Raw genomic sequence first — 24,658 nt, 5'->3', positions numbered from 1 at the left:
CAGGTATGACAAACTCGCCGTCCGCTTCGAAGCGACCGTGCTGGTCGCAGCCATCAACGAATGGCTGTGACCAGCACTTTCACAACAGGCCCTAGCCGGGGAACGGACCGGCGACGTGCAACCGGGCCCGTTCGACACCCCGCTCTACTTCTCGGAGGGCCTTACCGCCTTCGTGGCGTCGAACTTCCGGGGCAAGAGTTCGGTGCTGGAGCTGGTTACGTGGTGCCTGCGCGGAACCCGGCGCGACGTGCTCAAGGCCCGGGTTCGCCGCTGGCTCCGGCACGTCGATCTGGACGCGACTGTCGCCGGTACGCCCATGGCGTTCCGTCTGGATCTCACCGACGGAGAGATCGCTGCCGCCGTCGTTCTGACCGGCCCGGACATCACCGCGCTCGAAGAAGTACGCGTCCCTGACCCCGATCGGGGGATCACACCTCTGCTCCGGGCAGCGAGCACGGCGAGCTACGCGGAGCAGATTGCAGGGCTGATGCTGGGCCGGATGGACCTGCAACCCCTCCTCAACAGCCGCAAGGAGACCAGCACCACAACGCACGGATGGCCGTCGTACTTCGGAGCGATCTACCTCCCCACCGGCGCCGACAAGCCGCTCATGGGCGACGTCATGACCGATGGCCTGCCGGGACGCCTGCTGCAGGTCTTCCTCGACCTACCGGCCGCCGCAGCTCTCACCCGGGTCAAGACGGTCCACGACGTCCGTGTCGCTGGCAACAAGGCACGCCGCAAGGAGGCCGAAGAGGCGGCTGCCGCACGCACGACTGAGCGGGTCCGCCTCCAGAGTGAACTCGGCAAGGCTCAAGATCTCCTGGCCAGCTTGAGTCCGAGCGGCACGAGCGAGGTCTCGCTGGCCGACCTCGCACATACCACCATGGACCTCGCGCAAGCCGTGGCCGACGCGCAAGACATCTGGGAGGAAGCGGACCGCACATTCCGCCGGGCGCGCACGGAACGGCAGCACGCGGCCAAACTCCTCAACGACGTCACTGAGAGCGCGACCGCCCGCCTCCTGTTCCACGGACTCAACCCGACCAGCTGCCCCCGATGCGACCAGAGCATCGACGACGAGCGCCGCCGTGAAGAGCGCCAGGCGCACACGTGCGCGGTCTGCACCAGGGAAGTGGTGGGTGACGACGAAGACCCGCAGGCTGTGACCGCCGAAGCCGAGATCCGACTCGAAGCCACCACCGCTGCCGAGGAAGCCGCGAAGACCGAACGAGAGCAGGCCCGAGCGGACGTCCGGCAGCTCACCGGCCAGCTGGAGGAGGCACAAGCCGAGTTGCGGCGCGCCCAGTCGGCCGCCGACCTGCCAGCGCGGCTAGCGGCACACGAAGCCGTACTGCGCCTCGAAGGCGCACTCAGCGTGATGGAGGCCCCGCAGGAGACCCCACCGGACGAAGCGGAGGAGAAGGCCATCCGCATCCTGGCTGCCGCCGCCGGCCTGCTTGAGCGCGACAGCAAGGCCGCTGCCACGCAGCTCTTCAAAGAGATCAACGAGGAGATCGCCAGTCTCGCCATCCGATTCGGTTTGCCGTCCCTGGAGTCGGTGTCCATCGACCGCGCGGCCCGACTGAAGATCTACCCCGTCGGCAGCCCACAGGAATGGTTCCAAGACCAGACTGCCGGTGAGAAGCTTCGGCTACGTGTCGCGGTCGCCATCGCCCTCCTGCGGATCGGCCGGAGGAACGGCGTGTCGACTCACCCCGGCTTGCTGCTGATCGACAGCCCGAAGTCCGAGGAAATGCAGTCCGCAGATGCCCATAAGCTCTTCCGTGAACTGGCCGCGGTTGCAGCCGACAACGAGCTCCAGGTCCTCCTCACTACAGCCGACTTCGACCTTGCCAATGCCACCCTCCCCAAGGACACCATCCGACAGGCAGCCGAAGGCGCCCCGCTGTGGTGACCCCGCCCTGGCACCGCAACAGGAAGGACGAAGGACATGCTCCAGCTCGCAGACCGGCTCACTGAACTGGCAGCAGGCAGCGAGCCCATCACCTTTCCCGCCATCGGACTGACCCCCGACACGGTGATGGGCGAAGCCGGGGACGTAGCAGCCGGCCCCCTCGCACCCTTCCTCGCCGAAGCCGTTGCCGACGCCTACAACCGCGGAGACGAGCAGTGGCAGACCGTCGGAACGACCTTCCCCCCAGGCCTCGCCACCCAGCCCAGCGTGCTCCACCTCACCGCCTCGCTCGACGCCCTGCTTGACAGCGCGCCAGCCACCAAGGCCCTCGGAAAGCCGCTGACCAACGCCCTCCTGAACGACCTCGTGGCCCGAATCGAAGCAGCACCGCTTCTCGCCGCCGCCCGGCTCGAAGGAGCAGTACGCCTGGCCATCGCCGAAGCCGTCAGCCCCTTCAAGGTGTGGCAAGCCCTCGAAGACGTCCCTGTCGACGGACCCGAGGACTTCCTTGAGCGGCTGCCCCGCATTCTCGGCCTCACCCTCGACCGCTGGGCCCATGAGGACACGATCGCTGACAGCGTCCGCGACCTCCTCGTGCAACTCACGAACGACGAAGCCGCCGACGCCGATGCCACGTTCGAACTCGGCTGCGACCTGCTGCGCCGCGCACTCTCCTCGAAGACCGTCGGTGAGGTGACCAACCACCTGGTCCAGGCCCGCAGGCACTTCACGAGAGCCGCCCAAGCCGAAGAGGCCCGCCACGACGCAGAGACCTTCGCAGCCGTCTGCGACGCGATCATGGCATTCAGTCGACACGACGTGAACGCCATCGCCGACGCCGCAGATCGGATCGGGAACCTCCTCGACCGGCGCGAGGCCTGGATTCACCGCACCCACCAGCCCGCCTGGCTCCAGCCAAGACGCTCGGCCGAGATCGCCTGGCACGAGCTCGTCCTGCAACTGCGTGGCGCCGCCAACGCCCTCAACGAGGATGCCTGGCTGGACGGCTGGCAGGCCCTAGCCGCCGTCCTGACCGCCTACCGGGCCAGCCGCACCGTCCAGCCGATGACCGGCGACGGGTTCGCCTTCTTGGTCCAGCCAGTGATCGAGGACAGCTTCCTGCGCCAGCAGTCCTTCCTCGCGCAACTGCGACGAGCCACTCAGGAGACCGAGCACCACGCCGACCGCGGTTTCGATGCAGAGACCGCCAACGCTCTGCTTAACGCGATCGAGAACACCTCATCACGGCGCGAAGCCCGCGACGCCAGCCCGTCGACAGGTCAAGATCAATCCGAGGATGACGACCCCGACCGGGCCCTCCTGGCCCGCCTGCAACGCCGGGCACCGACCCTGCTGATCCTCCTTGGTGCCGATCAGGCCCTGCGCATCGCCGCCTCCCTGGACGACGCCCAGCTCCTTGCCGTCGAGGGTATCGCTCACGACAGCGACGTCGCCCGTCTCGAAGCCACGGACCCGCTCATCGTCCCCAAGCTCGACGAACTCATGGAAGTCCTGACCGAGCATCCCGCGTTCACTGGTGAGACACGAAGGACCTTCTCGGCCCTCGTGAATCAGACCCTGCTGTTCCTCAAGAGCCGTTCCGACCTCACCCGCACAAACCTCGTCGGCGGCAGCAAGAAGAACGAACCTCCGCCTTTCGACTACCGGCGCAAGCCCGAAGGAAGCAACGCCCGCAAGCCCGTCGAGGCCGACCTCCAGCGCGACTTCCATCAATGGCTGCAGCAGAGCCCTCTCCACAACGCCGTCATGGTCGAACCCGTCGACGTGGCCATGGGCCGTGCCGACGTCATGGTGCACTTCGGCAGCCTGCGCTACCTCACCGAGATTAAGAAGGACGATTCCGACAACAGCCGGCAGTACCTGGAAGGCCGCTACCTCACGCAGACAGCCGACTACAGCAACACGAACGCCCCGTTCGGACAACTCCTCGTCCTCGACCTCACCTCCAAGGCCGATACCCAGGGCAACCTTCGGATCGACGAGAGCGTGTGGAGCACTGCTCACCGGCCGCGCGGAGCAACCGTGGACCGGGCCGTCGTCGTCGGTGTCGTCGCCGGCAACCGCACGACGCCCTCAAGCTATTCCAGGAAGTAGCTGGTCCCGGACAGCTCAGCGGTACCACTCGAGGGGTTCTGCCGCGTACGTGCCGTCGGAGAGCACCGCGTCCGTCAGCTCGAACCGCTGCCGACGATCGCTGGCCGACTCCTGCCAGGTGATGACGGTGCCGGCAGGCCGACTGCTGGGAAGCTGGACCACGTGGCCGTCCGCAGCTCGCGTACCGATCAGGGTGTACGTGCGGGCGGGTCGCGTCGCTGCCCCGTCTCCGCCGGGTGCGGTGCCGCGCCGGGCCCTACGACGGCCGCGGGCCCGTGCGACGAGGGCGGCAGCCACGATCACGGCGCAGCCCCCCAGAAGCTCCGCGATCGAGCCAGTGATCACATCGTTCAGCATGTCGGTGAGGTCTCTCCCTCTCTGCCACCTGCCCACAGCGCCTGTGCCCCGTGGGGGCATGAATGGGTGACCGCGCACGGACCACAAGACGTCCACGGAGTCGCCCCCTTCCGCCCTTGCGGCCCCATTGAGCCAGACGTCGAATTTCCCGCTCCACGACACTTCGCAGGGTTCTAAGGTGCGGACGTGACCCGCCACGACACCTCACCTGCGGACCAGGAGCTGCTCAGGCTCCTCCACGACCGCGGCCTGGCCACATCAGCGGCGCAACTGGAACGCTGGCGGCGAGCTGGCCTGCTGCCGCGGCACGTCCGCAAGGCACTTGGTCGAGGGCGGGGCTCATCATCCGTTCTGGACCCACGCACCGTGGAGATCGCCGATGACCTGTCAAGCAGCAGCGGGCAGGGCAAGGACCTACGGGCCACAGTCCTCGCCTGGTACATGCGAGCCGGCGTGCCAGCAGTGCACTCTCGTCAGCCGGTCCCGGAACCGCCCTTCGAGGCTGTGCGTGACGCACTCGTCTGGGCATTGCGTGGGAGCCCCGTCCAACGCCTGATCGCGCAGGCCCGACGAGCGCGTGACGACATCGACACGGACGACCTCTACGCAGATGCCGACAAGTTCCTGGCGCGCTCGCCCGGTCTGTTCGGTCATCCGGGCCGGATGCGTGAAGCGCTCCTCGAGAGCGGTCAGGACATTCAGCCACCACCACGCGGTGGCCAGCGCAGCATGGTCAACCTCATCGCCCTGGTCGGGCTGCCACCGGGAGAGGTGAGTGGGGAGAGCTTCGCGGAGGCGATGACCAGCTCCGGCCTGTTCCCGTGGCTCGACTCCGAGACCCTGGTTGCTGCCTTTGAGCATGCTGAGCGCGACGGAACACTGGACCATCTCCTGCGAGAGGCACGACTGCGTGACGCGGTGGCCGAGGCCGAAGCCGTCAGCCCCGAGAGACTGGCTCGCGCACGCGAAGTCGCCCGCATCCTGGGCTTCTGCGGCAGCTTGTACCTGATGCACGGCCTGCTGCTCCCGGACACCCCTGGCCAGCAAGCCATCCGTGCCAAAATCGACGAGCTGGGCCTGGGCGAAATCGTGATCGCGGCAGTCCAGAGCTTCACCAAGGTTGAGGCGGCGAACATCCTGATCCTGTGCCTGGACCCCCCTACTTCGACCACCTCAGCGAGCAGCTCAACGAGGTCATGGCCGAGCACATCGAGGGCGTCTTCCGCCGTCCCGGGGAACTGGACTCGGCCGAGGACTTCATGTCCGGGTGGCTGGCAGCGATCCAGGCCGCAGGAAGGCAGGGCCAGGGCTGATCTTCAGCTCCCCGTAGTCTGCATTCTGGCGCGTTCTATCACCCGGTACGGCAGAAGACCTCATCGTCGGCCAGCGTCGCGCAGGTGACCCCTTCGACGCTGTTGGGATCCTTCCTGAACCAGCTCGCCGCGTCCTCCAAGAGGTGGTCGCGAAGCATGGATCCGCCGCGACGCCGGCGCAGCTCATCCCACCGAGCTTCCATACCGTAGATCAAATTGTTGGCGACAGGGGCGTAGCGCTGGCCGAGCTGGAGCAGCCCGAAGTGGTTCTCGACTCGCCTAGTGAGGGTGGTGTCCCAGGTGTCCGGGGGACTGACGAAGAACTCCAGCCGCACGAAGTCGGGCTCGTGGACCGTGCGTGCGTCCAGCCACCGCTCATGGGATATCCGGTCGAGGTAGGGGTGCAGGAGGGTGTCCTCGGCGCTCCGCGGCTGCATGCTGCCTTTGAGCTTGTTGCAGCGCTCACATGCCGGGACCAGATTGAGCGGGTCGACGCACAGGGCGGGGTAGAGGCTCTTCGGCACGAAGTGGTCGAGCTCGTAGACGGTGCCCTGACTGCACAGCGGACACCGTTTGTTCCGCGGGGCGGCCATCAGCTCATCGCGGATACGCTTCCCCTTCTTCGCCGACATGCCGTTGTCGTACGCCCACTCGACGAAGGTGTCCCCGTCGATTCCGGGGACGGCGAAGTCCTTCTCGTCGAGGTCGTGCAGAGTGCTCTCAACGGCTGCGCGGCGGAGCTCGTGGCCGGCCTTCCGAACCGTGGGGATCGCCTCAAGCAGAAGCTTGCGGCGTTCGACGGATCGGGTGGTGGCGACGACGGCCGCGTAGCTGTGTGCCGCGCTGTGGAACGGCCTGGGCAGATGCCACATCAGCGCAGACCGTCCGTCTTCTCCGCGAGCCGGATCCGGACAATACCCCTGGCCTCGCCACCAAGTTGACCACCGAAGTGGTCCATGACCTCGGCGTAGGTGTCGAAGAAGGCTGCGGCGCGGGCGACCTCCTCGTAGAACCCGGAACGCATCACTTCGAGCCCGAAGACCTCGTGGGTGAGCACGCCTACGTTCTCGCCGTACGTCTCGATCTCGGGCCGCTCAGCACGATGCACTTCCCCTTCGCGGATCAGCTTGTAAACGCACGACCGCGGCACGCTCTGGAGGACCACCGGCGAGTGTGTGGCCAAGATGGCTACGCCGTTGAGTTCGGTCATCAGGTTGCTCAGGGCCTGCACAAACGAGGCAAGGAGCGGAGGGTGCAGATGCGTCTCGGGTTCGTCCACGAGCACCAGTGACTGCTCGACCACGCGGCCCACGAGTTCTGTCATGGCGAGAACCACGATCGCGTGCCCTGAACTCAGCTGCGCGAAGTCCCCGATGAGCTGATCCAGCACCTTCCTGCCGAGCCTGGATTCAAAGGGTGCCTCGGGCCTGCTGGCGTACACGGCGATGGCACATTGAGCGAACTGAGGGTCGCGGCTGAGCGTTCGTATTGCATTGACCCACCGGACCAGCCCCTCGTGACGCCTCATGCGTTCGAAGGCGTTGGTGAAGTCCTCCTTCAGCCGGTCGCGCTGGATCGCGTGGGTTGGGACTCCAGGCTGGGCCTTGTCCCCCTGCCCAGGGAGGGGAGCGTTGCGCAGTCCGACGTAGGCATATCCAACCCCTCCCGGTGCGAGATCGGCGCCGGGTCGAGCGAGGGGGGTTACGTCGGTGAATGGGTCGAACGCGCTGAAGGTCACGGACACGACGTTGACGAACTGTTCACCGACCGGTGAGGCGGAAGTGGGTTCCATCATCACCCGCCCGTGCTGCTCCGGATCAGGGCGTACGAGTGCCTGCGCCAGGCGGCGGAGCAGGTGCGTTTTACCTACCCCGTTGGGCCCGACGAGGACATGAACGTTACTTGAGGGATGGGTCTCGGGATCCACGTCGAAGCGGAGGGCGTCGGCGGGATCGTCGCCGGGGCCCAGGTAGCTGAAGCGGTACTCACTCCGCCGGACACCGCCGTACGCGATCCGTCTGAACTGCACCCGGACCGTCTGCTCCGCCACATCCCGCAGCAGCGATTTTTGCGTCACATCGAAGTCCAGAACAACTCTGAACCTGTCGTCGTCGCGCGCGATGTCTCCGAGGGTCTTGAAGATGTCCTCTCGCGTGCTGAACCCGAGCTTCCTGATGTTGTCGTAATAGACGTCGCTCTGGCCGAGAGAAAAGAGGTAGCCCGGCTCGTAGTTGTACTCACCTGGCCGGAGCGGGCTGGGGCCGCGGGCCTGGTCGCGTACCGCCACCTTCACGAAGCCCAGGTCCTGCACGGACGAGCGGCTTCGGTACCAGAGGGTGAAGCTGGTGTAGTACCCCCAATCGTTCCAGTTGTCGGACTCGAGGACGAGGGCTTCAGGTCCTGCCTGCACGGGCTCACCGTGGGGCTGGATGATCACTTGCACGGCTCTCTCCTCACCTCGGGAGACTGAGCGCGTCAGCGTTCCCATGTCGTCCGGCAAGCGATCTTAAGCTGCTGCTGCACCCGCTGAAAGTAGTCTGCTGCGCGACCGCGAGCCTCCGCTCGGGTGCTGCCAGACCAGAGACGTGTCCCACCCGAACAGATGTGTATGTGGGCCTCGTGGTCGTTCGCCGCCGCCGGGTCTGGCGTGCCGGCGTGACGCGTTTCGAGACCCCCTACAAGCCGGTTCAAGCAGGGGGTGGTCGTCGCTTCGTGTGGGTGTGGGTGGTTGGTGGTGTGTGTGGGGGTGGTGGTGTGTTGGGGGTGGGCGGGGTCGTGGGTGGGCTGGGTCGCCTCCGCCGGGCGGTTGGGGTGGCCTGGTGGGGGTTGGGGTGTCCGTGCGGTCGTGTGGCGCGGCGGGGTTGGGGGTCGCTGGTTGGGGTGCTTGTGGCTGCGGCGGGGGCGGTTCCGCGGAGGCGTCGTGCGGCATGCTGGGAGGATTTTTCAGGCATTAGAAATTGGGTGCGGAATGGAACATTACGCGCTGACTGATCTTGTTTTGGTTCCGGGCCCGCGGGCCGTTTTCCGGTGTCCTGGTGTGGTGGAGATGGGGTGGCTGGGCGATGGCTGGTGAGGGTGGCCGCCGGCGTGAGCGGGAGACGGGGGAACGGCGGTCGGAGCGGATCGGGGTGGCCTTCAGCCCGGCCGAGCTGGCGGTCGTCCGCGCGGCCGCCGGGCGTGAGGGGATGTCGGCGGCGGGGTGGGTGGGGCAGCAGGTGATGGCGGTCGCCCAGCATGTCCTGGTGCCGGTCTCCGCGGACCGCGCGGACGTCTTGCGTGAGCTTGTCAGGGCGCGTGCCGGCCTGCGGGAGATCGCGGTCCGCCTCGACGCGCTCGCCGCCGACGGCGCGGTGCGGGTGGGGCTGGAGGAGGTGGTGGCCGACGCCCGTGCAGCGGTGGTGCGGGTGGATGAGGCGACGGTGGCGGTGATGCGGGAGAGGCGGGCCCGCACATGATGCCGAAGAAGCCGGACATGGGCGACGACACGTACACGCTGCTGGAGTACCTCTTCGGTCCGGGCAAGCGCGACGAGCACACCGACCCCCACCTCGTGGCGGCCTGGGATCCCGATGTGCCATGCCCGGTGCGGCAGCCGGAGCGTCTCGGCCTGGGGGAGTTGGCGGACCTCCTGGACGCACCCGTTCAGGCCTTGCGAGGCGCGCGCCCGCCCCAGCACGTGTGGCACGTCTCCGTCCGCACCGCGCCCGGCGACCGTGTCCTGTCGGATGCGGAATGGGCTCAGGTGGCGGCGGCGATGGTGGACGCCGCGGGCATCGCCCCGGCAGGTGACGAGCAGGCCTGCCGGTGGATCGCGGTGCGCCACGCACTCGACCACATCCACCTCGTGGCGACCCTGGCACGGGTGGATGGCCGGCAGCCCCGGCTGCGCGGGGACATCCTCGCGATGCACGCCGTCGCCCGCGCCTTTGAGGCCCGCTGGGGCCTGACGCCGATGTCCCCGCAGGACCGTACCGCGGTGCGGCGTCCGTCGACGGGGGAGCTGGCAAAGGCCGGCCGGCGCGGCCTGCTGGAGACCGCCCGCCAGTCCCTCCAGCGCACCGTGCGCACCGCGGCCGCGCTCGCCGAGACCGACACCGACTTCCTGGAGCGGCTGCGTGACGCCGGCCTTCGCGTACGGGAGTGCCGGGGCGACGACGGCGTCCTGCTCGGGTACGCGGTCGCGCTCCCCGGCGACCGCGCGGATGCTGGTAGCCGGCCGGTGTGGTTCTCGGGGAGTTCCCTGGCCTACGACCTGTCCCTGCCCCGCGTACGGGAGCGCTTCGAGCCGCTGGTCGGTCCGGCGGACTGGTCGGCGGCGGAGCGCCTGGTGCGCGAGGCGGCGGCCGCGTTGTCCCGCTCCGGCCGCGTGGAGGGCGCGGGTGATGTGGCCGCGCTCGGCGACCTCCTGGTGGCCGCCGCCGCGCATGCCCCGGCAGCCGTTCGTGACCGGATCGTGGCGGCGGCGGACGCGTTCGAGCAAGCCGGCCGGGCGCCGGGCGAGCGGTCGCTCACGGGCCGGGCGCGGGCGGGTTGGCGGGCGTCGGCGCGCGCGTTGGAGCGGGCCCCGCGCACCGCTCGGGGCGGCGGCGCGATGGTGGTCCTGACCCTCTTGGTGGCGCTGGTGGAGGCGGTGGAGGCCTCCCGCCTGTGGCACGAGGCCCAGCAGCATCGCGCGCAGGCGAAGGCCGCAGCCGACGCCGGACGGCTGCTGCGCGAGGCCGCCGCCGCGGCCGGCGCACCCCCGAAGCGGCCGGGTCCGGCACGCACCGCGAGGACGTCGCGGACGGCGGGCCGTGGCCCGGCGGGCCCGGGGGCCGTTACCGGTGTACCGCCCCGTGCGCCCGGCCCGCCCAAGCCGGGTGCGGGGAAGTCCCGCTGACCCGCCGCGAGGAGAGCCGACCGTGTCCACCCCCGAAGCCGTCCCGCCCGCCGTCGACCCGTTCGCCGAGTCGATGGCGGAGGCCGCCCAGAGTGCCGCGGCGGCCTTCCGGCTGATGCTGACCATCTCCGACGCCGTACGCCGTGCCGCCCAGAAACTGCGCGCGGGCGAGGAGGAGGAACTCGCGGCCGGGGAGGAGAAGCTCGCGCCGGGCTGGGCGGCCGACGCGCTGCGCCCGCTGCTCGACGAGGGGGTGCTGGCCGACCTGATGTCGGGCGCGGACTGGCCGGCGATGGCCGGGCAGATGGTCCTGCTGCAGCGCGCCGGCGTTGACCTGACCACGTTCCTGCCCCAGCTCGGCCAGCTGGCCAGGACCGTCTACGAGGCGGTGGAGGCCAACGCCGCCCGCGTCAGCGCGGCGGGCAACGACCGGTGGGCCGACCTGCTCAAGGCGACGATGCCGGGCGGCCTGGTGCGCGACGCGATCCTCGCCTCCCCGGCCTGGCCGGACATGGCCGCCAAGATGGCCCTCCTCGACCAGCAAGGTGTCGACGTCGCGGGGTTCCTGACCGCCGCGCACGGTCAGGGCGTCGGCGGCGACCGGGCTGTTGCCGCCCTCCTGGCCCGGCAGGGCGGCCCGCAGGCGGCCGGGCCCGCTCCGGCCGCCGCGGCGGTTCCCGCCGCCCGCCCCGCTTCCGGCCCGGACCCCTCCACCGCAGCGCCCACCGCGCCCCAGCCGGAGCCCGCGCCGGAGGTCGTGGGGGTGAGCGAGGACGCGCGGCGTGCGTGGGGGCCGCTGACCGAAGGCCTTCAGGTGCCCAACGACCTGAACCTGTCCGACCGGGCGACGGCCCTGGGACAGCTCGGCGTGAGCGAGGCCGCGAACAGCCAACTGGTGTCGATCGTGAAGGACTGCGTCGGCTCGGAGCGGGAGTCGGGGCTGCTGGTCAACGCACAGCAGTGGCCCCTGCTCGCGGCCCGCATGGCGAACATCGCGCGCGGCCCGGAGGGCGAGCAGGGCCTGCGCAGCCGGATGTGGGCGGGGCTGACGGAGAACACCGACTGGCATATGGGCCCGCCCGGCGAACTCGCCGGGCGCCTGGTCGGCTCGACACTGCGCGCCCTGACCAACCCGCCCGGCACGCCCGTTGGGGACGGTCCGCGGGTATCGGCGACGGCAGCCCGTTCCCGCTCCACGACCACGTCGGGGCCCGCACCCGGACAGGCCGCACCGTCGGAGCCGGCCGTGCCCGCACACCGGCAACAGGCCGCCCAGACCAGGGGCTCGGGGCGGAGCCGGTGACGGCGGGCACCCCCGCGTCCGGCGGCGGAAGCGGGCGCCGGGCGCGGGGTATCCGGGCGTGGGCGGACCGGGCGAAGAGGCTCTGGTGGGTGCTGCCCGGCAGGGACCGGATCGCCGTTCAGGGCCTGCTGCTCGCCGCCGCTCTGCTGGCGGCTGCCTGGCGGGCCGGGAGCCTGGGCATGGTGCAGGCGGACTTCGTCCTGACGTTCGGGGGCGGACTGGCCGCCGCGGCCACGTTGTTCCGGGGCGCGGTGTACCGGCCGCAGCCCGCTCCGCCTCCGGCCGGGCCGCTGGTGGCGCCCTCGGAGGAAGTGCGGCGGCATGCCGCCCGCGAGGCGGGCGCCGGACCCGCGGCCTGACCGGAAGGGGCGCGATCGTGATGTCGGGCAGGCAGCGGCGGGTGTGCGCGGGCAGCGTGACCGGGACGGTCCTGGCCGGGTGCGGCTGGTGGGCCGGCGAGTCGGGCTGGCCCACGGTGGGCTTGGTCCTGGCGGTGGTGGCCGCGTTGGTGTTGTGGGAGAGCGCGTGGCGCTCGGGCGCGCTTGGCCTTCCGGCCCGGCCGCGGAGTCGGCGGCGTGTTGCGGATGAGGAGAGGTCGTTGCGGCTGCTGGCGGCTGCGGACCGGGCCTTCGACACGGAGGCGGGGGTGCGGGCGCTGGGTGAGGAGGCGTCGTTCGAGTGGATCGTGCTGCTGGGTGTCGGCGGTGACCCGGACCGGGAGTACCCGCCGCCGGGCCACGGCTATCCGCGTTCGTGAAGGCAATCCCGGATTTCAGTCCCGTCAGTCCCGCCGGACCCGCCACGGAGGGACGGCGGAAGGGGGCGGGTGTTCAGCTGGTGGGAGGGTGTTCGTCCTCGCAGGGGTATTGCCCCCAGTCGAGGGAGCCGTTGGTGCGGTCGATCTTGATCTGACCGTGGCCCAGGACGTAGGGGGAGGCGTCCGTCTCGGGGTCGGCCTTGATGATCGCTAGTGCGGAGCCGGCGACGTTCATGTCGGTGACGGGTTCGGCGCCGAGCAGGATCTGGTCGAGGTAGGCGGCGTAGTGCCTGGCAGCTCCGGTACGCCGGTCCAGGGCGAAGCGGATATCACGGAGGTGCTGCTCGGTGAACTCACCGGCGTCGCGGCGCCGTCGGCAGCTCCGGCACAGGCGGAGCAGACGCCACGGGTTGGGGGCCTCGGGCTCCAGCCCGGTCCTGCGCAGTGCCGGGAACTTCGCGAACTCCTCCTCGTCGGGGTCCTCCAGGACGACGATGTCGTACGGCCGGTCCAGATGCCGGGTCTGGTCGCACATCGAGCAGGCCGGGCTGAGGCCGTACAGCAGATCTCGGGTGTACTCGGACATGACGGGGGGCGCGCCCTGGGCGGCGACGTGGTCGGCCTCGGCCTGTGCCTGGTGCCACAGCTTCTCCAGTCGGAGCAGTTCCTTGGAGATCGGGTCGTCGTGGTTCGCGTCGCGGCCCCAGTCCTTGACCCGCTGGGTCAAGTACCCGGCGATGTGCTCCATGACCTCATAGCTGGGCACCTTGGGTTGCGTGAATGCGTTGTGCACGCTTCCGTGACTCAGCCCTCTTGCGTCGGCGATCTGCCTCATGGTGGGCCTTCCCGCCCGGCGGTGCAGGTAGTGCAGAGCCAGGTTGAAATCACGGCGGGCGCCCGGCGGTAGATCCGCCGGCTCGATGCTTCCGCTTCGTCCCACAGCCCCTACTCCTTCCCCGCCGAAGCGGCCGACTCATTGTTCACCGGCTCGTGCGCGGCCGTGCGTACGTCCACGGACCCGTGGCCCGCGGTGCCCTCCGCACGGCGCCTGCGCCATACGACCCCGGCCTGCCGGGCGCCCCAGAGGAGCAGCGCGACGATGACCCCGGACACGACGTTCTCGAAGATGCTCATGCACGCAGCTTTTCAGCGCCTCACTGCCGAATAGACAGATGTGGACAGCTGCGGACGCGATCCCGGCCGCCTCGTGCAGCCCGCAATGCCCTGGACCCAGGACGAGGGTCGACCGGGCGGCACGCGATCACGAAGAGGCCCAGTCCATCCCGAGTGCGGCGAGGGCTTCGAGCTGCGCCCCGTCGAGCCGGTCGCGGCGCTGGCGCTGGTTGGCGATCCATACCCCGGTGCGGTGCTCGGTCCCGTCCGGGAGGTGCTCGATGTGGGCCCGTCCCGGAGCGCCGCCTTCCCGCTCGATGTACTGCTGAAGGGCTTGGATGCCCTTGTGGAAGGCTTCTGCGTGCGATGCGCCGGTTTGGTGTCAGTGGGTGTTGGCAGTGACGGGTTGTCAGCCGGAGGTGTTCGTGCTGGTCGGGTGACCGAGGGCTTGGTCGTCACTGACGTGTGAGTGGTGTCCGGGTGGCTTTCACTGTCATAGGCCGGTACACCACCTCGGTCTCCACTGCCATGGAAACGGTGCTTCTTATCTATGCCCGGGTCTCGGCCGTGAGGCTTGGCTCTGGTAGCGGTCAGGGTCCGGCGGATGGGTGCGTGATGGTGGGGGAGCGGGGCGGTCTTCCTGAGGCGGCGCGGGTGGAGGTGCGTGCTGCGGCGGTCGGCCAGCTGCTGGAGCTCAGGGGTAACGGGCGCTTGTCCACGGAGCATGTACGGCTGGCTGCAGGGGCGCTGGGAGTGTCGGAGCGAACGGTGTGGCGCTGGCTCGCCGCGCCCACTCCCGGTCCCGGGATCGTCCCGGGTGTCCGGCTGGCGCGGGCGGACCGGTTCGTCGTGACGGACGAGGTACGTGCCTTACCGGCCTTGTGGGGCGGGAACGTCGCTGCGGTACAGCGTGAGCTGGCCGAGCGCGCTGGCCGGCAGTCGCCTCTCGGTACCGCCCCGTCGTTGACGACGTTGCGTCGTGCGATCCGGCGGGATCTGACTGCGGGGGAGCGGGCGGGGCTTGCTGGTGGTGAGCGTGAGGCCCGGAAGCACGATGTGTTCCTGGCTCGGCCTCGGGGCTGGCGGAATCAAGTGTGGGAGGCCGATCACGTCCAGGCCCCGGTCCTGGTCGAGGTCGAGGGCACAGTGCGTCGTCCGTGGGTGACGTGGTTCGTGGACTGCGCGACGAACACGGTGATGGGGGTCGCTGTAACCGCGGGGTATCCGTCGCGGGAGTCGGTGCTGGCCGCGCTCCGCGCGGCGGTGCTGCGCGAGGACCCGTTCGGGCCGCAGGGCGGGCTGCCGGAGAAGGTCCGTGTCGACCGGGGCAGGGACTTCTTGTCGAGGACGGTCGCGGCGGCGTTCGGGGCGCTGGTGGTCGAGGTGGAGGACCTGCCTGCCTACACCCCGCACCTGAAGGGCACGGTCGAGGGCCTGAACCGTGCGGTGGAGGTGATGTTCCTCGCCGCGCTGCCCGGCTACGTACGCCAGCCGCGCCCGGGCCGCCGCCCCGGTCGGCCGAAGGACGAGCTGCTGCTCGATCTCGAGGACTTCACCGTCCGGCTGCTGGGCTGGGTGGAGTGGTGGAACACCGTCCACCAGCCGGGTCCGCTGGGAGGGAAGACCCCGCTTCAGACCTGGGAGGCGGATCCGACTCCGGTGCGGGAGGTCAGCCCGGAGGAGTTGTGGACGTTCACGCTGGAGGATGACGGTCGGATCCGTGTGGTCTCCACCCGCGGGGTCCGGTTCCGCAGGCGGGATTATGTGGGGCCGTGGATGACGGGTCTGGCCGGTACGAGGGCCAGGGTGCGGTTCATGCCGCACCACGATCACCGCATCGAGGTCTTCGACGCGACGACCAGCCGCTACCTGGGACCTGCGACCGTCGCCGACGAGGCGAGCCCGGAACAGATCACCGCGGTCCGCACCGCGCGGGCCGCGCGCAGCCGGCGTCTGCGCAAGGACCTCGCCGCAGCCCAGCGCGAGCGCTACGCCGCTGCTACGCAGCCGGGGAAGCCGGAGCGGCTGGACGCGGTGTCCACGATGGAGGCTGCTGCCGAGTTGGCCGTGGCTGACCGGGCGGATCTGTCGAGGCTGGCCCTGCCGGACCTGATCCCGCCAGCCGCGCCTCCGTCCGACTGGCGCACCCCGGCCTCCCTCGCGGCCCGTACCCGGCCGCAGACGTCACCCGTGCCAGATGACGACGAGCCCGGCGGCGGACCGCAGGCAGGTGTCACCGATGACGTGGGCGGCGCTGCGGGCGGTGGTGTGCGGTGACCGCGCCCACCTACCAGTACGTCGACCTGCCCGACGCCTCCATCGTGACCACGAAGGCACTGCTGACCGCGCGGGAGAACATCGCCGACACGGTCGCCGCGCGGGCGATGATGTGCATCCACGGCAACGCCGGCTTCGGCAAGACCCTGGCGGTCAACACCTGCCTGCACGAGCTGGAGGCATCCCGCGGCGAGGAGGTCTGCCGGGTCACCTTCCGGGCCCGCCCCACCGCCCGCGCGGTCCGCTACGAGCTGTTCGAGACGCTCCGCCTGCCCGGGGAGCCGCCCCGTCACCCCTCCGAGTTCGATCGCCTGCTGAAGACCGCCCTGTCCGAACGGCCCCGCACCTTCCTCGTGGACGAGGCCCAGTGGCTCAACGGGGAGGCGTTCGAGTACTTCCGCTACCTGTGGGACGAGCCCGCCACCCAGATTGCGATCGTCTTCGTCGGCGGCGCCGGCGCCCACACCGTGCTGCGCCGCGAGCCGATGCTGTCCTCCCGGATCTTCATCTGGCAGCAGTTCACCCGCCTCACCCCCGAAGAGGTCCTCGACGTCGTCCCGCTCTTCCACCCCGTCTGGGAGGACGCCGACCCGGCCGACATCACCTTCGCCGACGAACAGGCCGCTCACGGCAACTTCCGCGCCTGGGCGCAGCTGACCGCCCATGTGCGGACCGCAATGGAACGCATGGACCGCCCGCGCCCGGACCGCGACCTGCTGCGCTGGGCCTTCAGCCGCCTCGCATGACCCCACCCGCCACGCCCCGCCTGGCCGTCGTCCTCGACGCCGGTGACGACGCCGCGTTCACCCACAGCGCGCTGGCCGCCCACGCCCCGCACGCCGGCCGCATCACCCTGCATCCCGCGCCGGGCACGACCAGCGACACCGCTCTGGCCGGGGACCTGCTCTTCGCGCTGGGCAAGCCCGCCCACCTCCCAGGCCGTTTCCCGCACGGCCGCCCGCCGCTGTGGGAGGCGGCCTCGGCGTGGACGTCGGCCCTGGCCGTGACCCGCCTGACCGTCTTGCGCGCTCACCTGCTCGACGACCGCCGCCTCCAACGCCTCCTGGCCCTGTGGCGGCAGACCGGCATCCATCTCACCCTCGTTGTCCACCGCCCCCGTCTGACCGCCGCCCTGGACCGCACTCTCGCTGGCCTGCCCCATACCCGCACCACCATCCTGGCCGCGGCCCGCGCCCTCTACGGCAACGACCCCGCACCCCCAACCGACGCCGGGCCTGCTGCCGCTGTCACGGTTGGGACCGGTGTGGAGCCGGAACGCTGGCTCACGCTGTCTCCCCTGGACCGGCTCGTCTCCTACGACAGCCCCAGCCCGTGCACGGGCTCCTGCAGTCCCGACCTGATCGACTGGAAACACCGGCCCTCCCCCACTCCCCTCACCCCCGCCCAGGCCGAGGAAGCCGCCCGCCGGATCCACACCGTGACCGCCCACCCACAACTGGCTGCAGCCCTGGCCGCCACCCTGTTCACCGGAGCCTCCTTCCAGCAGCTGGCCACCGCCCGAAGCGACGACTTCCACGACGCCCCAGCTCTGCTTGCACTCCACGACCAGGCCCGCTTCACCGACGGCTGCGCCACTCACCCCGTCCCGCCCTGGGCCATCGTCTTCCTGCGCGCCGCCACCCGCTACGCCCACCTGACCCAGGCCACTTACCTGCTGGCCGGCCCCGGGGAGCGCCCGGCCGTTCTGCGTCTGGCCGAGGCTGCCGGGCTGCGCCCGCCTCAGCCACCCGGCGCCGAACGCTCGGCCAGGAAGGACACCGTGGTGTGGGACTGGCGCGAAGCACAAGAAGCCCACGGCTACTACCCGCTCGCGGCCACCCGCTGACTGTGCCGAGGCCCGATAGTCGTCACCGTCGGCACCAGATAGCCTGCGAAGGAAGCAAGTCCAAGCAGTCGGACTGTCACCAGAGAGGCGATGCAGTTGTCACACGTGGGCGATAACTGGGTCGTACACGCACCGGCGCACAGCGTGACTCGCGAGGACCTCAGCGCCATGCTTCGGGAACAGACCGCGGCATGCGGACCTGCCCGTGATGCCTTGATGGCCGGGGGTGCCTTTGCCGTCTGGGACGGTCTGGTCCCTGCCATCCGGCACGCGGGGGTGTTCGGGCTTCGAATCCGCTCAGCTGCTCGGCGCGGCCACACGATCGAGGGCCTTGCCGCCTCTGTCGACATCCTGCGGCAGGCGGGGGAAGAGCTTGTCCGTACCGGTTGCATCGACTCTGCGGACAGGTCGTCGGTGTTCACGATCTTCCTGAACTCGTCGGCGACAGAAGTCCTGGCCTGCGCAGGCGGGCGCCGGCCCAACCCGCTGCCATCGCCAGCAGACGTCCCCGAGTGACAACACACCGGCCTTGGTGTCAACTCTCGTGCTTCGGCTCACTGACGACCTGCCGCAGACCCGGCCTCCACACGTCACTGGAGGGCGAACTCGATGAAGTCGATGTCATCGAGGGTGACGTGGAGGCCGTGGGCACGGTGACCGGCCTCGCGGAAGTAGAGGTGTCCCAGCGCACGGCCGAGGATCAGCTTGTGCTGCTCCTCGCTGACACCAGCGTCCAAGGCGGCGAAGATCTGCTGTGTCACCGCCCCGTTCAGGCGCCCGGTGACACGCCGCAACCGCGGATCGTCGGAGCTGCCGCCACCGGCTTTGAACCCGAACCGGGCCCGGGTATGGACGACCACACCACCGGCCTCCGCCGCGGCCCGCCGGCGCACACGGATCAGCGGCTGCCAGCGGGCCCGCACGAGTTCCGCGATCCTCCGCTCGTGGCCGGGGTTCGGGTGTCCTTGGCTTCCCGGCTTGGGGGTCACCCAACGCTGGACGGTCCGCTGGGACACGCCCAGGACAGCGGCGACCCGCCGGGTGGAGCCCCGCTCCCACCGCAGCAACGCCTTCAGCTGATCCGCCGTCGTCACCGGTACCGGCCGCGTGTACAGGAGCCGCTCCAGCCCATCACCTATCGCCCGCACCACCCCACCAGCCCCTTCGACACAGCATCCCGAGTCCTAGCGGGTCCACCATTCCCACGATCGGCTGGCGGCGGGCTTGTATCCGGCATAGCACTGACGCCGGGCTCTCCCTTGCGCTAAAGAGCCTCCGTCACCACTTCCCGCGTCCGGTAGAGGCATTGACGATGTGGCGGATGATGGCTGCGGCTTCGTTCGGGTGGTGGTCCAGCCAGTCGGCGAGGTGCTGGCGGACGACTTCTTGGACGTAGGTGTCCGCGTCGGGATTGCCGAGCCGGGTTCTGGTGGATCCCTCGAAGACGGGATGGGCGAGCTTTGCGGAGACGACCGCGGTCAGGCCCTCTTGGATGTCCTCGGCCGTGAGGTCCTGATCGTCTGCGGATATCTGCTGCCGGCGGCGCGCGTAGTCGTTGACGACAGACGTGAGCGCGGTACGGAAGCCCACTTCGTGGGCGCCGCCTTCATGAGTGCGGGTGCTGTTCGCGAAGGAGAGGAACTCTCCCGGGGACCAGGTGTTCCACTGCATGGCGACCTGCACGGAGATCGCCTGCTCCTCGTTCTCCGACGTGAAGCCGATGGCGGGGGAGTGGACGAGACTCGGGGGGTAGGGGTTGAGGTGGGCGACGTAGGCGCGAAGGCCGTCAAGGTGGTGGTGGCGGACCGGTCGCTCCGGACGCTCGTCGGTCAGTGATATGGCCAGGCCTCCGTTGAGGAAGGTCAGTTCCTGGAGGCGCTGCGACAGCGTGGCGAACGACCACAAGGTGGTCTCGAAGATGTCGGCGTCTGGCAGGAACACAATCGCGGTGCCGTGTCCGCTGCTCGCTTCGTGCCTCGTCAAGGCACTGATCGGGATGCCCTTCTCGTACTCCTGGGTCCAACGGTGGCCGTCCCGGTGGACCTCGACCGTGAGACGGCTCGACAGCGCGTTGACCACGCACAGGCCCAGGCCGTTGATGCCGCCGGACACCCAGTAGCCGGTGCGGGGCTTGGGGACGAAGGACAGCTCCGTCAACTGGCGTTCGACGGCGGACTTGCCGGTGGGGTCCTGCGCCTGGACGGGCAGGCCGCGCCCGTTGTCCGCGACGCGAATGCCGCCGTCCGCGGTGATCGTGACGTCGATGGCGTCGGCGTGGCCGGCCAGGTGCTCGTCGACGGCGTACGTGACGACCTGGTAGACCATTTGGTGCAGGCCGCGCTCGCCGGTCGAGCCGAGGTACATGCCGGGCCGCCTGCGTACCGCCTCGAGGCCCTCGAGTACCTGGATGTGACTGGCGTCGTACTCGTTCACGTTTACGGGCTGACTGGGGTTGCCAGATTCGGTCATGAAGCACCCTCCCTGGGACGTCCTGAGCATGGTGAGCGCAGGTCACCAAAGCGCGGACAACACCGCTTTTACGTTGTCGCCCGTGCACGTCTATCGTAGGTATCCGGAGGAAAACATGCAGGTCAGAGCATATGCGCCGAGGTCGCAGGTGGCTGCGTCCACGACTTTGCCGACAGCATCGTTCTGGAGTGCCGCCACCGGGAGCAGGGCAACACGAAGACCCCGCCACAGGCGTGCAGGGGGCGTTCCAGGCTGGAGCCGGGGGGTCTTTCCTCGCGAATTTCGCCGCGTGTGACTCGCCTGCCCTGGAGAGACCACGCCGAGAGGTCGGCCCCTGGAGCTCTGCCACAACCGCTACCGCGCCCAGCCCACGCCGAGCTGTGCGAGGGCGTCGAGTTGGTCGGCGGTGAGCTTGTCGCGTCGGGCTTTGGTGTTCGAGACCCACACCCCCAGCTTCACCACGACCGGCTCTGCCTCGCCCTCGACCGTGATTTCTTCGCCGTGGGCGCGTGGGACCGGACGGTCCGCCCCTTCCCGTTCCACCCACTGCGTGAGGGCCGCCAGGCCCCGCTGGAACGCCTGCTGTGCCTTGCCCGGCCCCTTCGCTCCAGGAGTGCCCGTTGGGGCCGGAGGCGGCGCCTGGGCGGGCTGGACGCCCAGTGCGGTCAGCCGTGTCTGCTGCTCGGGCAGGAGCCGTGCCCAGGTGGCCGGCTGCTTCTGTTGCTGGAGCCACCGGCCGATGTCGTCGCCGTCCCACAGCACGCCGGGCGCGATGTCGGGCAGCTGGCCGTCGGCGTCGACCAGGTCCGCCAGGACCCGGAAGTGCCGCTGCCAGTCCAGGGGCCAGGGGCAGTTCCAGTCCTTGTCGATCGCGGCGAGCTGCTTGCTCCGGGTGGTCGCGGTGTCCGCGTCTTTCCCGAGGCCGTTCTTGGCGCCTTTGCGGCGGAGGTTGGCCATGTACTGGCCGATGGGCACCATGGCGTCGTCTTCGCCCCACATGGCGTCCTGTCGGGGCGCCAGATGCCCGGTGGCCCGCCGGTACGACCTCAGCACGGCGAGCTTGGCCTCCCACGCCTCCTCGCCCGGCTCCCACACCATCCCGGCCTCCGGCGCGTCCAGCAGTTCCTTGCGCCGGTCCTCGAGCTCCCCGGTGCGCAGGGCCTTGCGCTGCTGGTGCACCCACCGCCCCAGCGGGAACGCCTTGGTGATACCGACCTCGGTCTCGGTGTCGTACGGGACGGCGTGCAGGCCGGTGATGTCGTTTTCGGCCCGCCACCGGATGAGGGCCTGGTAGCCCTCCAGCCAGACCAGGGACTCGGGCCGGTAGACGCGGGTGCGCAGGAACGCGGCGATCGTGGCGGCGTCGCGCGGGCTGGAGAAGTGCAGCAGCGCCGACTCGGCTGCGGCGTCGGCGCCGTCCTCCTGGTCCTCGCCCTCCCCGCCGCCGGCCCCGACGATCCGCCCGTCCTCGTCGCGCTGGACGTGCAGCTTGCGTTTGCCGCTGGTGAGGGCGCGGGAGGCGAGCTGCTCGACGAGGCGGTCGTCGTGACTGCGGAGGCCCTGGAGGACGGCTACAAGGGGGCGGAAGCTGGCGCTGGCGACCATGTCGGTGGGGTCCTCGTTCGGCTCCAGGAAGACGGGCACGATGATGCGGGCGATCTTGGTGGAGCCGTCGCGGTTGAGGCGGAGTGCGCGGCCGATGTTCTGGACGATCTCGATTTGGGATCCGCGGGTGTCGGCGAAGCAGATCGCCTCCACGCCCCGCTCGCCAGTGATGTCGACGCCCTCGCCGAGCACGCGCACGGAGGCGAGGAACGCCCGGTGCACGCGTCGGCTGTGCGCGTCGATGCCGTTGGCGAACTGCCGCAGGACCTCGCGCCGCTCGGTGACGAGGTGGTCCCCGCACAGCCAGGCCGACCAGACCCGGTCCGGCGGGACGTGACGGCTGGCCTCCAGCTCGTAGAACTCCGCGTCGATGGAGGACTTCGGCAGCTTCTCCGCGGCCGCCAGATTGGCGTCCGTGGCGTCGGTGTCGTACAGCTCCGCCGCCGTCTGCGGCAGCTTTTCCGCGAACGCGGCCGCCTCCTCGACTTTCTGGTGGAAGGTCATGACGGTGCGCAGGTTGTACGCCGCCGCATGCTCCAGAAGAGCGGCCTGCAGCAGCGCCAGACGCCGACCCCGCTGCGCCTCCTCGGACTCGCCGAGGACGGGGGAGGGGTCGCGGATCTCCAGGACGTCGATCTCGAACCCGGCGAGGATCCCCCGCTCGATCGCCTCCGACAGCCCCAACTCGGCCAGCCACGCCCCGTAGGGGCCGTCCGGGTCATCGGCCATGCTCGCGATCTCCGGTTCCTGGCCCCCCGCGCCCTTCTGCGGCCGGGCCGCCGCCAGGATGCGCGGGGTCGCGGTCAGGTAGAGCCGGAAGTCCGCCGGGATCCGGGCGTTGTCATGGATCGCGGCCCAGGGGCGGCCGAGGTCGCCGGCGGTGCCGTGGGCCTCATCGACGATCGCGAGGTCGAAGCCGTCCATGCGCTGCCCGTAGAGCCGCTCCCCGCCCGCCAGCGCGGCTTCCAGCGGGCCGCGAACCTTCCGCTGGCCTTCGGGTGCGTCGATGTCCTCGCGGTCTACCAGGGAGGCGTACGTGGCGAACACGACCACCGGCCCGGAGGCGGCCCACAGCGCCAGCTGGATGGGATTGGTGGTGGTGTGCACGCCGAGCTCGCCCAGGACCGGGTCGTTCTCCAGCGAGCACACCGCGATCATCGGGGCCCGGTGGCCCACCAGCCGCCACGCCTGGGCGGTCTGGGCGAGCAGGTCCAGGGTGGGGACGGTGACGAGGATCCGGCCGTCCGGGAAGGACTCCAGCGCGCTCGCGGCGGCCGTGATCGTCTTGCCCGAGCCGGTTGCTGACACGATGGTGCCCCGCGCCCCCTGCGGCGGCACGGATGACTTTGCAGGGAATCCGACCCATTTCCGGAACGCTGACTTCTGGTCGACCTGGTGTTCCCTGAGGGAAATGCCGTGCATTCCGAGTTTCCATTCGTGTGGCGGAGATCGGACAAAAGGCGTTTTGGGGACGGTTTAGGTGTCGAGTCCTCTGAGTCCCCACTTGTCGAGGCCGCCGTAGACGGTGGCGGTGCGGCATTGAGGTGCGTTCATGACTTCGGCTTCGCCGCGGTAGATGGCGATGAGGGAGTCGGGTCCGCGCCACCAGGTGTCTGCGAGGGCGGCGACTTCAGGGACGCGCTCGAATCCCTTGAGGTCGAGTTCGTCCACGGCGTCACCTGTGACTGTCGTGGTGGTGCGTGCGCATCTGCGGGCATGGTCGGCGAGTGCCACTGCTTCCACCCAGCCTTCAACGGTGGAGTGCAGGGGAACCCAGTCGCCGGCGTGGAGCCCGAACTCCCCGTTGGGGCCGATCATGAAGGAGTAGGGGAGCGCTGTTCGCTGCAGGCCGGCTTCGAAGTGCCAGTCGGGGTCCGGCCCCTCGGGTAAGTCTCCGCTGAGGGTCCGCGGTCCGCCGTCGTAGTGGGGAGAGGGAGGCAGAGCGAGGCCGCCCCAGACAGCCTCGTAGGCAGACACCCGGTCGATCTGGGCTCCAGGGACGCCGTGCTCCATCCAACGAGCCCTGTACTGCTCGATGTCAGCACGCCCGGTCCAGTGGCCGTGGATGCGGATGAAGTATTGCGCTCTGCGGGTGATGCCCGTCGGAATTTTTTGGTTGATGGCCATGGCCCCCACCTCCACGTCTACCTTATTTCTGCCAACGGTACATGCTGCATCAACCATGATGCACGCGCTACACTTGAAGCCGACACGAACCAGCGGTTGGACCGGTGTTCGGATGATCGGGGGACGGGTGTGGAACGCAGTGAACGACCCGAAGCGGACCTCCTGCGCGCACTGAGTCAGGCACTGAGGATTCGCGGAGTCTGGGAAGAGGTCGCCACGACCCACTGCTGCCACCCGCCGGAAGAGGTGAAGGCCGCCTACGAGGCCACCGCTGAGCGCTGGGATGTCCAGCTCGACGAGCGAACCATCACCCTGTCGAGCATATAGATTGGAGGCTCCTCCTACTGGGAGTGACCCAACAGTCGGGAGACCGGACGCCGCCAGCCGCCCGCGCAGCGGGCTGGTCCTGGAGGCGGAGCCGGAAGGATCCTGAGGCGGGGGAGCGGAGCGGACCCGCCCAACGAGCCGAAGGCTCGGACCCCGTGAAACGGGGTCAATAAGGCCTGCGAAGCAGGCCGTTCGCGGTGGAGCGAAGCGGAACCGCGAACCGTCCGAAGCGAAGCGAAGGACACCGGCCCG

Annotated in this window: 21 protein-coding genes and 1 pseudogene; 11 read left to right on the top strand and 11 right to left on the bottom strand. The window is 69.7% G+C overall.

The features are described from left to right. Window positions 1-115 precede the first annotated feature (115 nt). On the top strand, window positions 116-1,918 hold the full coding sequence (locus ACIPXB_RS36830) for a hypothetical protein (RefSeq protein WP_401457328.1): 1,803 nt from the start codon (window positions 116-118) through the stop codon (window positions 1,916-1,918). A gap of 36 nt (window positions 1,919-1,954) precedes the next feature. After that, entirely contained in the window at window positions 1,955-4,033 is a 2,079-nt protein-coding gene (locus ACIPXB_RS36825; protein WP_401457326.1) for a hypothetical protein, read from the top strand. A 15-nt stretch (window positions 4,034-4,048) separates the two neighbouring features. On the opposite strand, the gene ACIPXB_RS36820 is transcribed toward ACIPXB_RS36825, so the two are convergent. Together ACIPXB_RS36820 and ACIPXB_RS36815 are read right to left on the bottom strand one after the other, a co-directional pair. Continuing rightward, the gene (locus ACIPXB_RS36820; protein WP_401457325.1) at window positions 4,049-4,390 is read right to left on the bottom strand and encodes a hypothetical protein; all 342 of its coding nucleotides are present in this window, start codon (window positions 4,388-4,390) and stop codon (window positions 4,049-4,051) included. 414 nt (window positions 4,391-4,804) lie between these two features. Further along, entirely contained in the window at window positions 4,805-5,404 is a 600-nt protein-coding gene (locus ACIPXB_RS36815) for a hypothetical protein (RefSeq protein WP_401457323.1), read from the bottom strand. A gap of 131 nt (window positions 5,405-5,535) precedes the next feature. On the opposite strand from ACIPXB_RS36815, the gene ACIPXB_RS36810 reads away from it, so the two are divergent. After that, entirely contained in the window at window positions 5,536-5,703 is a 168-nt protein-coding gene (locus tag ACIPXB_RS36810) for a hypothetical protein (RefSeq protein WP_401457322.1), read from the top strand. A 38-nt stretch (window positions 5,704-5,741) separates the two neighbouring features. Here ACIPXB_RS36810 and ACIPXB_RS36805 read toward each other — a convergent pair whose 3' ends face one another. After that, window positions 5,742-6,575 (bottom strand): HNH endonuclease, encoded by an 834-nt coding sequence (locus ACIPXB_RS36805; protein WP_401457321.1) that lies wholly within the window; start codon window positions 6,573-6,575, stop codon window positions 5,742-5,744. Beyond that, window positions 6,575-8,146 carry an AAA family ATPase gene (locus ACIPXB_RS36800; RefSeq protein WP_401457319.1) on the bottom strand — a complete coding sequence of 524 codons (1,572 nt, stop codon included), beginning with the start codon at window positions 8,144-8,146 and terminating at the stop codon, window positions 6,575-6,577. The genes ACIPXB_RS36805 and ACIPXB_RS36800 overlap by 1 nt, the downstream gene beginning before the upstream one ends. Window positions 8,147-8,765: 619 nt before the next feature. Here ACIPXB_RS36800 and ACIPXB_RS36795 point away from each other — a divergent pair. The 5 genes from ACIPXB_RS36795 to ACIPXB_RS36775 all read left to right on the top strand — a co-directional run bounded on the left by ACIPXB_RS36795 (window position 8,766) and on the right by ACIPXB_RS36775 (window position 12,642). Further along, window positions 8,766-9,158 carry a hypothetical protein gene (locus ACIPXB_RS36795; RefSeq protein WP_401457317.1) on the top strand — a complete coding sequence of 131 codons (393 nt, stop codon included), beginning with the start codon at window positions 8,766-8,768 and terminating at the stop codon, window positions 9,156-9,158. Between the two features lie 17 nt (window positions 9,159-9,175). Then, the gene (locus ACIPXB_RS36790; protein WP_401457316.1) at window positions 9,176-10,582 is read left to right on the top strand and encodes a mobilization protein; all 1,407 of its coding nucleotides are present in this window, start codon (window positions 9,176-9,178) and stop codon (window positions 10,580-10,582) included. Between the two features lie 22 nt (window positions 10,583-10,604). Then, a complete protein-coding gene (locus tag ACIPXB_RS36785; protein WP_401457314.1) occupies window positions 10,605-11,885 on the top strand; it encodes a hypothetical protein in 1,281 nt (426 codons plus the stop codon). An 89-nt stretch (window positions 11,886-11,974) separates the two neighbouring features. Further along, window positions 11,975-12,244 (top strand): hypothetical protein, encoded by a 270-nt coding sequence (locus tag ACIPXB_RS36780; protein ID WP_401457313.1) that lies wholly within the window; start codon window positions 11,975-11,977, stop codon window positions 12,242-12,244. A 239-nt stretch (window positions 12,245-12,483) separates the two neighbouring features. Continuing rightward, window positions 12,484-12,642, top strand: coding sequence for a hypothetical protein (locus ACIPXB_RS36775; RefSeq protein ID WP_401457311.1), 159 nt, complete (start codon window positions 12,484-12,486; stop codon window positions 12,640-12,642). 73 nt (window positions 12,643-12,715) lie between these two features. Here ACIPXB_RS36775 and ACIPXB_RS36770 read toward each other — a convergent pair whose 3' ends face one another. The 3 genes and pseudogenes from ACIPXB_RS36770 to ACIPXB_RS36760 form a co-directional block, all read right to left on the bottom strand. After that, a complete protein-coding gene (locus ACIPXB_RS36770; RefSeq protein ID WP_401457308.1) occupies window positions 12,716-13,408 on the bottom strand; it encodes a hypothetical protein in 693 nt (230 codons plus the stop codon). A gap of 179 nt (window positions 13,409-13,587) precedes the next feature. Beyond that, complete coding sequence (locus tag ACIPXB_RS36765) at window positions 13,588-13,776, bottom strand: hypothetical protein (RefSeq protein WP_401457306.1); 189 nt, start codon at window positions 13,774-13,776, stop codon at window positions 13,588-13,590. Between the two features lie 127 nt (window positions 13,777-13,903). Next, window positions 13,904-14,104 (bottom strand): annotated as a pseudogene (locus tag ACIPXB_RS36760) (helicase associated domain-containing protein); the annotation flags it as partial. Between the two features lie 266 nt (window positions 14,105-14,370). Between ACIPXB_RS36760 and ACIPXB_RS36755 the strand changes: the two are divergent. Genes ACIPXB_RS36755 through ACIPXB_RS36745 form a run of 3 tightly spaced genes read left to right on the top strand, consistent with a single transcriptional unit; the run spans window position 14,371 to window position 17,878 of the window. After that, window positions 14,371-16,032: a Mu transposase C-terminal domain-containing protein gene (locus tag ACIPXB_RS36755; RefSeq protein WP_401457331.1), complete on the top strand. Its 1,662-nt coding sequence runs from the start codon at window positions 14,371-14,373 to the stop codon at window positions 16,030-16,032. Further along, window positions 16,029-16,778 (top strand): AAA family ATPase, encoded by a 750-nt coding sequence (locus ACIPXB_RS36750; RefSeq protein WP_401457305.1) that lies wholly within the window; start codon window positions 16,029-16,031, stop codon window positions 16,776-16,778. The genes ACIPXB_RS36755 and ACIPXB_RS36750 overlap by 4 nt, the downstream gene beginning before the upstream one ends. Then, on the top strand, window positions 16,775-17,878 hold the full coding sequence (locus ACIPXB_RS36745; protein ID WP_401457302.1) for a hypothetical protein: 1,104 nt from the start codon (window positions 16,775-16,777) through the stop codon (window positions 17,876-17,878). Before ACIPXB_RS36750 ends, ACIPXB_RS36745 begins: the two co-directional genes overlap by 4 nt. A 590-nt stretch (window positions 17,879-18,468) precedes the next feature. Here the strand turns inward: ACIPXB_RS36745 and tpg are convergent. The 4 genes from tpg to ACIPXB_RS36725 all read right to left on the bottom strand — a co-directional run bounded on the left by tpg (window position 18,469) and on the right by ACIPXB_RS36725 (window position 24,136). Further along, window positions 18,469-19,026 (bottom strand): telomere-protecting terminal protein Tpg, encoded by a 558-nt coding sequence (gene tpg, locus ACIPXB_RS36740; RefSeq protein WP_401457329.1) that lies wholly within the window; start codon window positions 19,024-19,026, stop codon window positions 18,469-18,471. 130 nt (window positions 19,027-19,156) lie between these two features. Then, complete coding sequence (locus ACIPXB_RS36735; protein WP_401457300.1) at window positions 19,157-20,347, bottom strand: ATP-binding protein; 1,191 nt, start codon at window positions 20,345-20,347, stop codon at window positions 19,157-19,159. A 354-nt stretch (window positions 20,348-20,701) separates the two neighbouring features. Beyond that, a complete protein-coding gene (locus ACIPXB_RS36730; RefSeq protein ID WP_401457299.1) occupies window positions 20,702-23,374 on the bottom strand; it encodes a Helicase associated domain protein in 2,673 nt (890 codons plus the stop codon). A gap of 54 nt (window positions 23,375-23,428) precedes the next feature. Beyond that, window positions 23,429-24,136 carry a hypothetical protein gene (locus tag ACIPXB_RS36725; RefSeq protein ID WP_401457297.1) on the bottom strand — a complete coding sequence of 236 codons (708 nt, stop codon included), beginning with the start codon at window positions 24,134-24,136 and terminating at the stop codon, window positions 23,429-23,431. Window positions 24,137-24,658: the final 522 nt, after the last annotated feature.

It is taken from the genome of Streptomyces sp. NPDC090022 (genome assembly GCF_044748145.1).
Taxonomy (GTDB): Bacteria; Actinomycetota; Actinomycetes; order Streptomycetales; family Streptomycetaceae; genus Streptomyces.
Note: the sequence above shows the minus strand (reverse complement) of the source record. Positions and strands in the feature narration are given on the sequence as shown.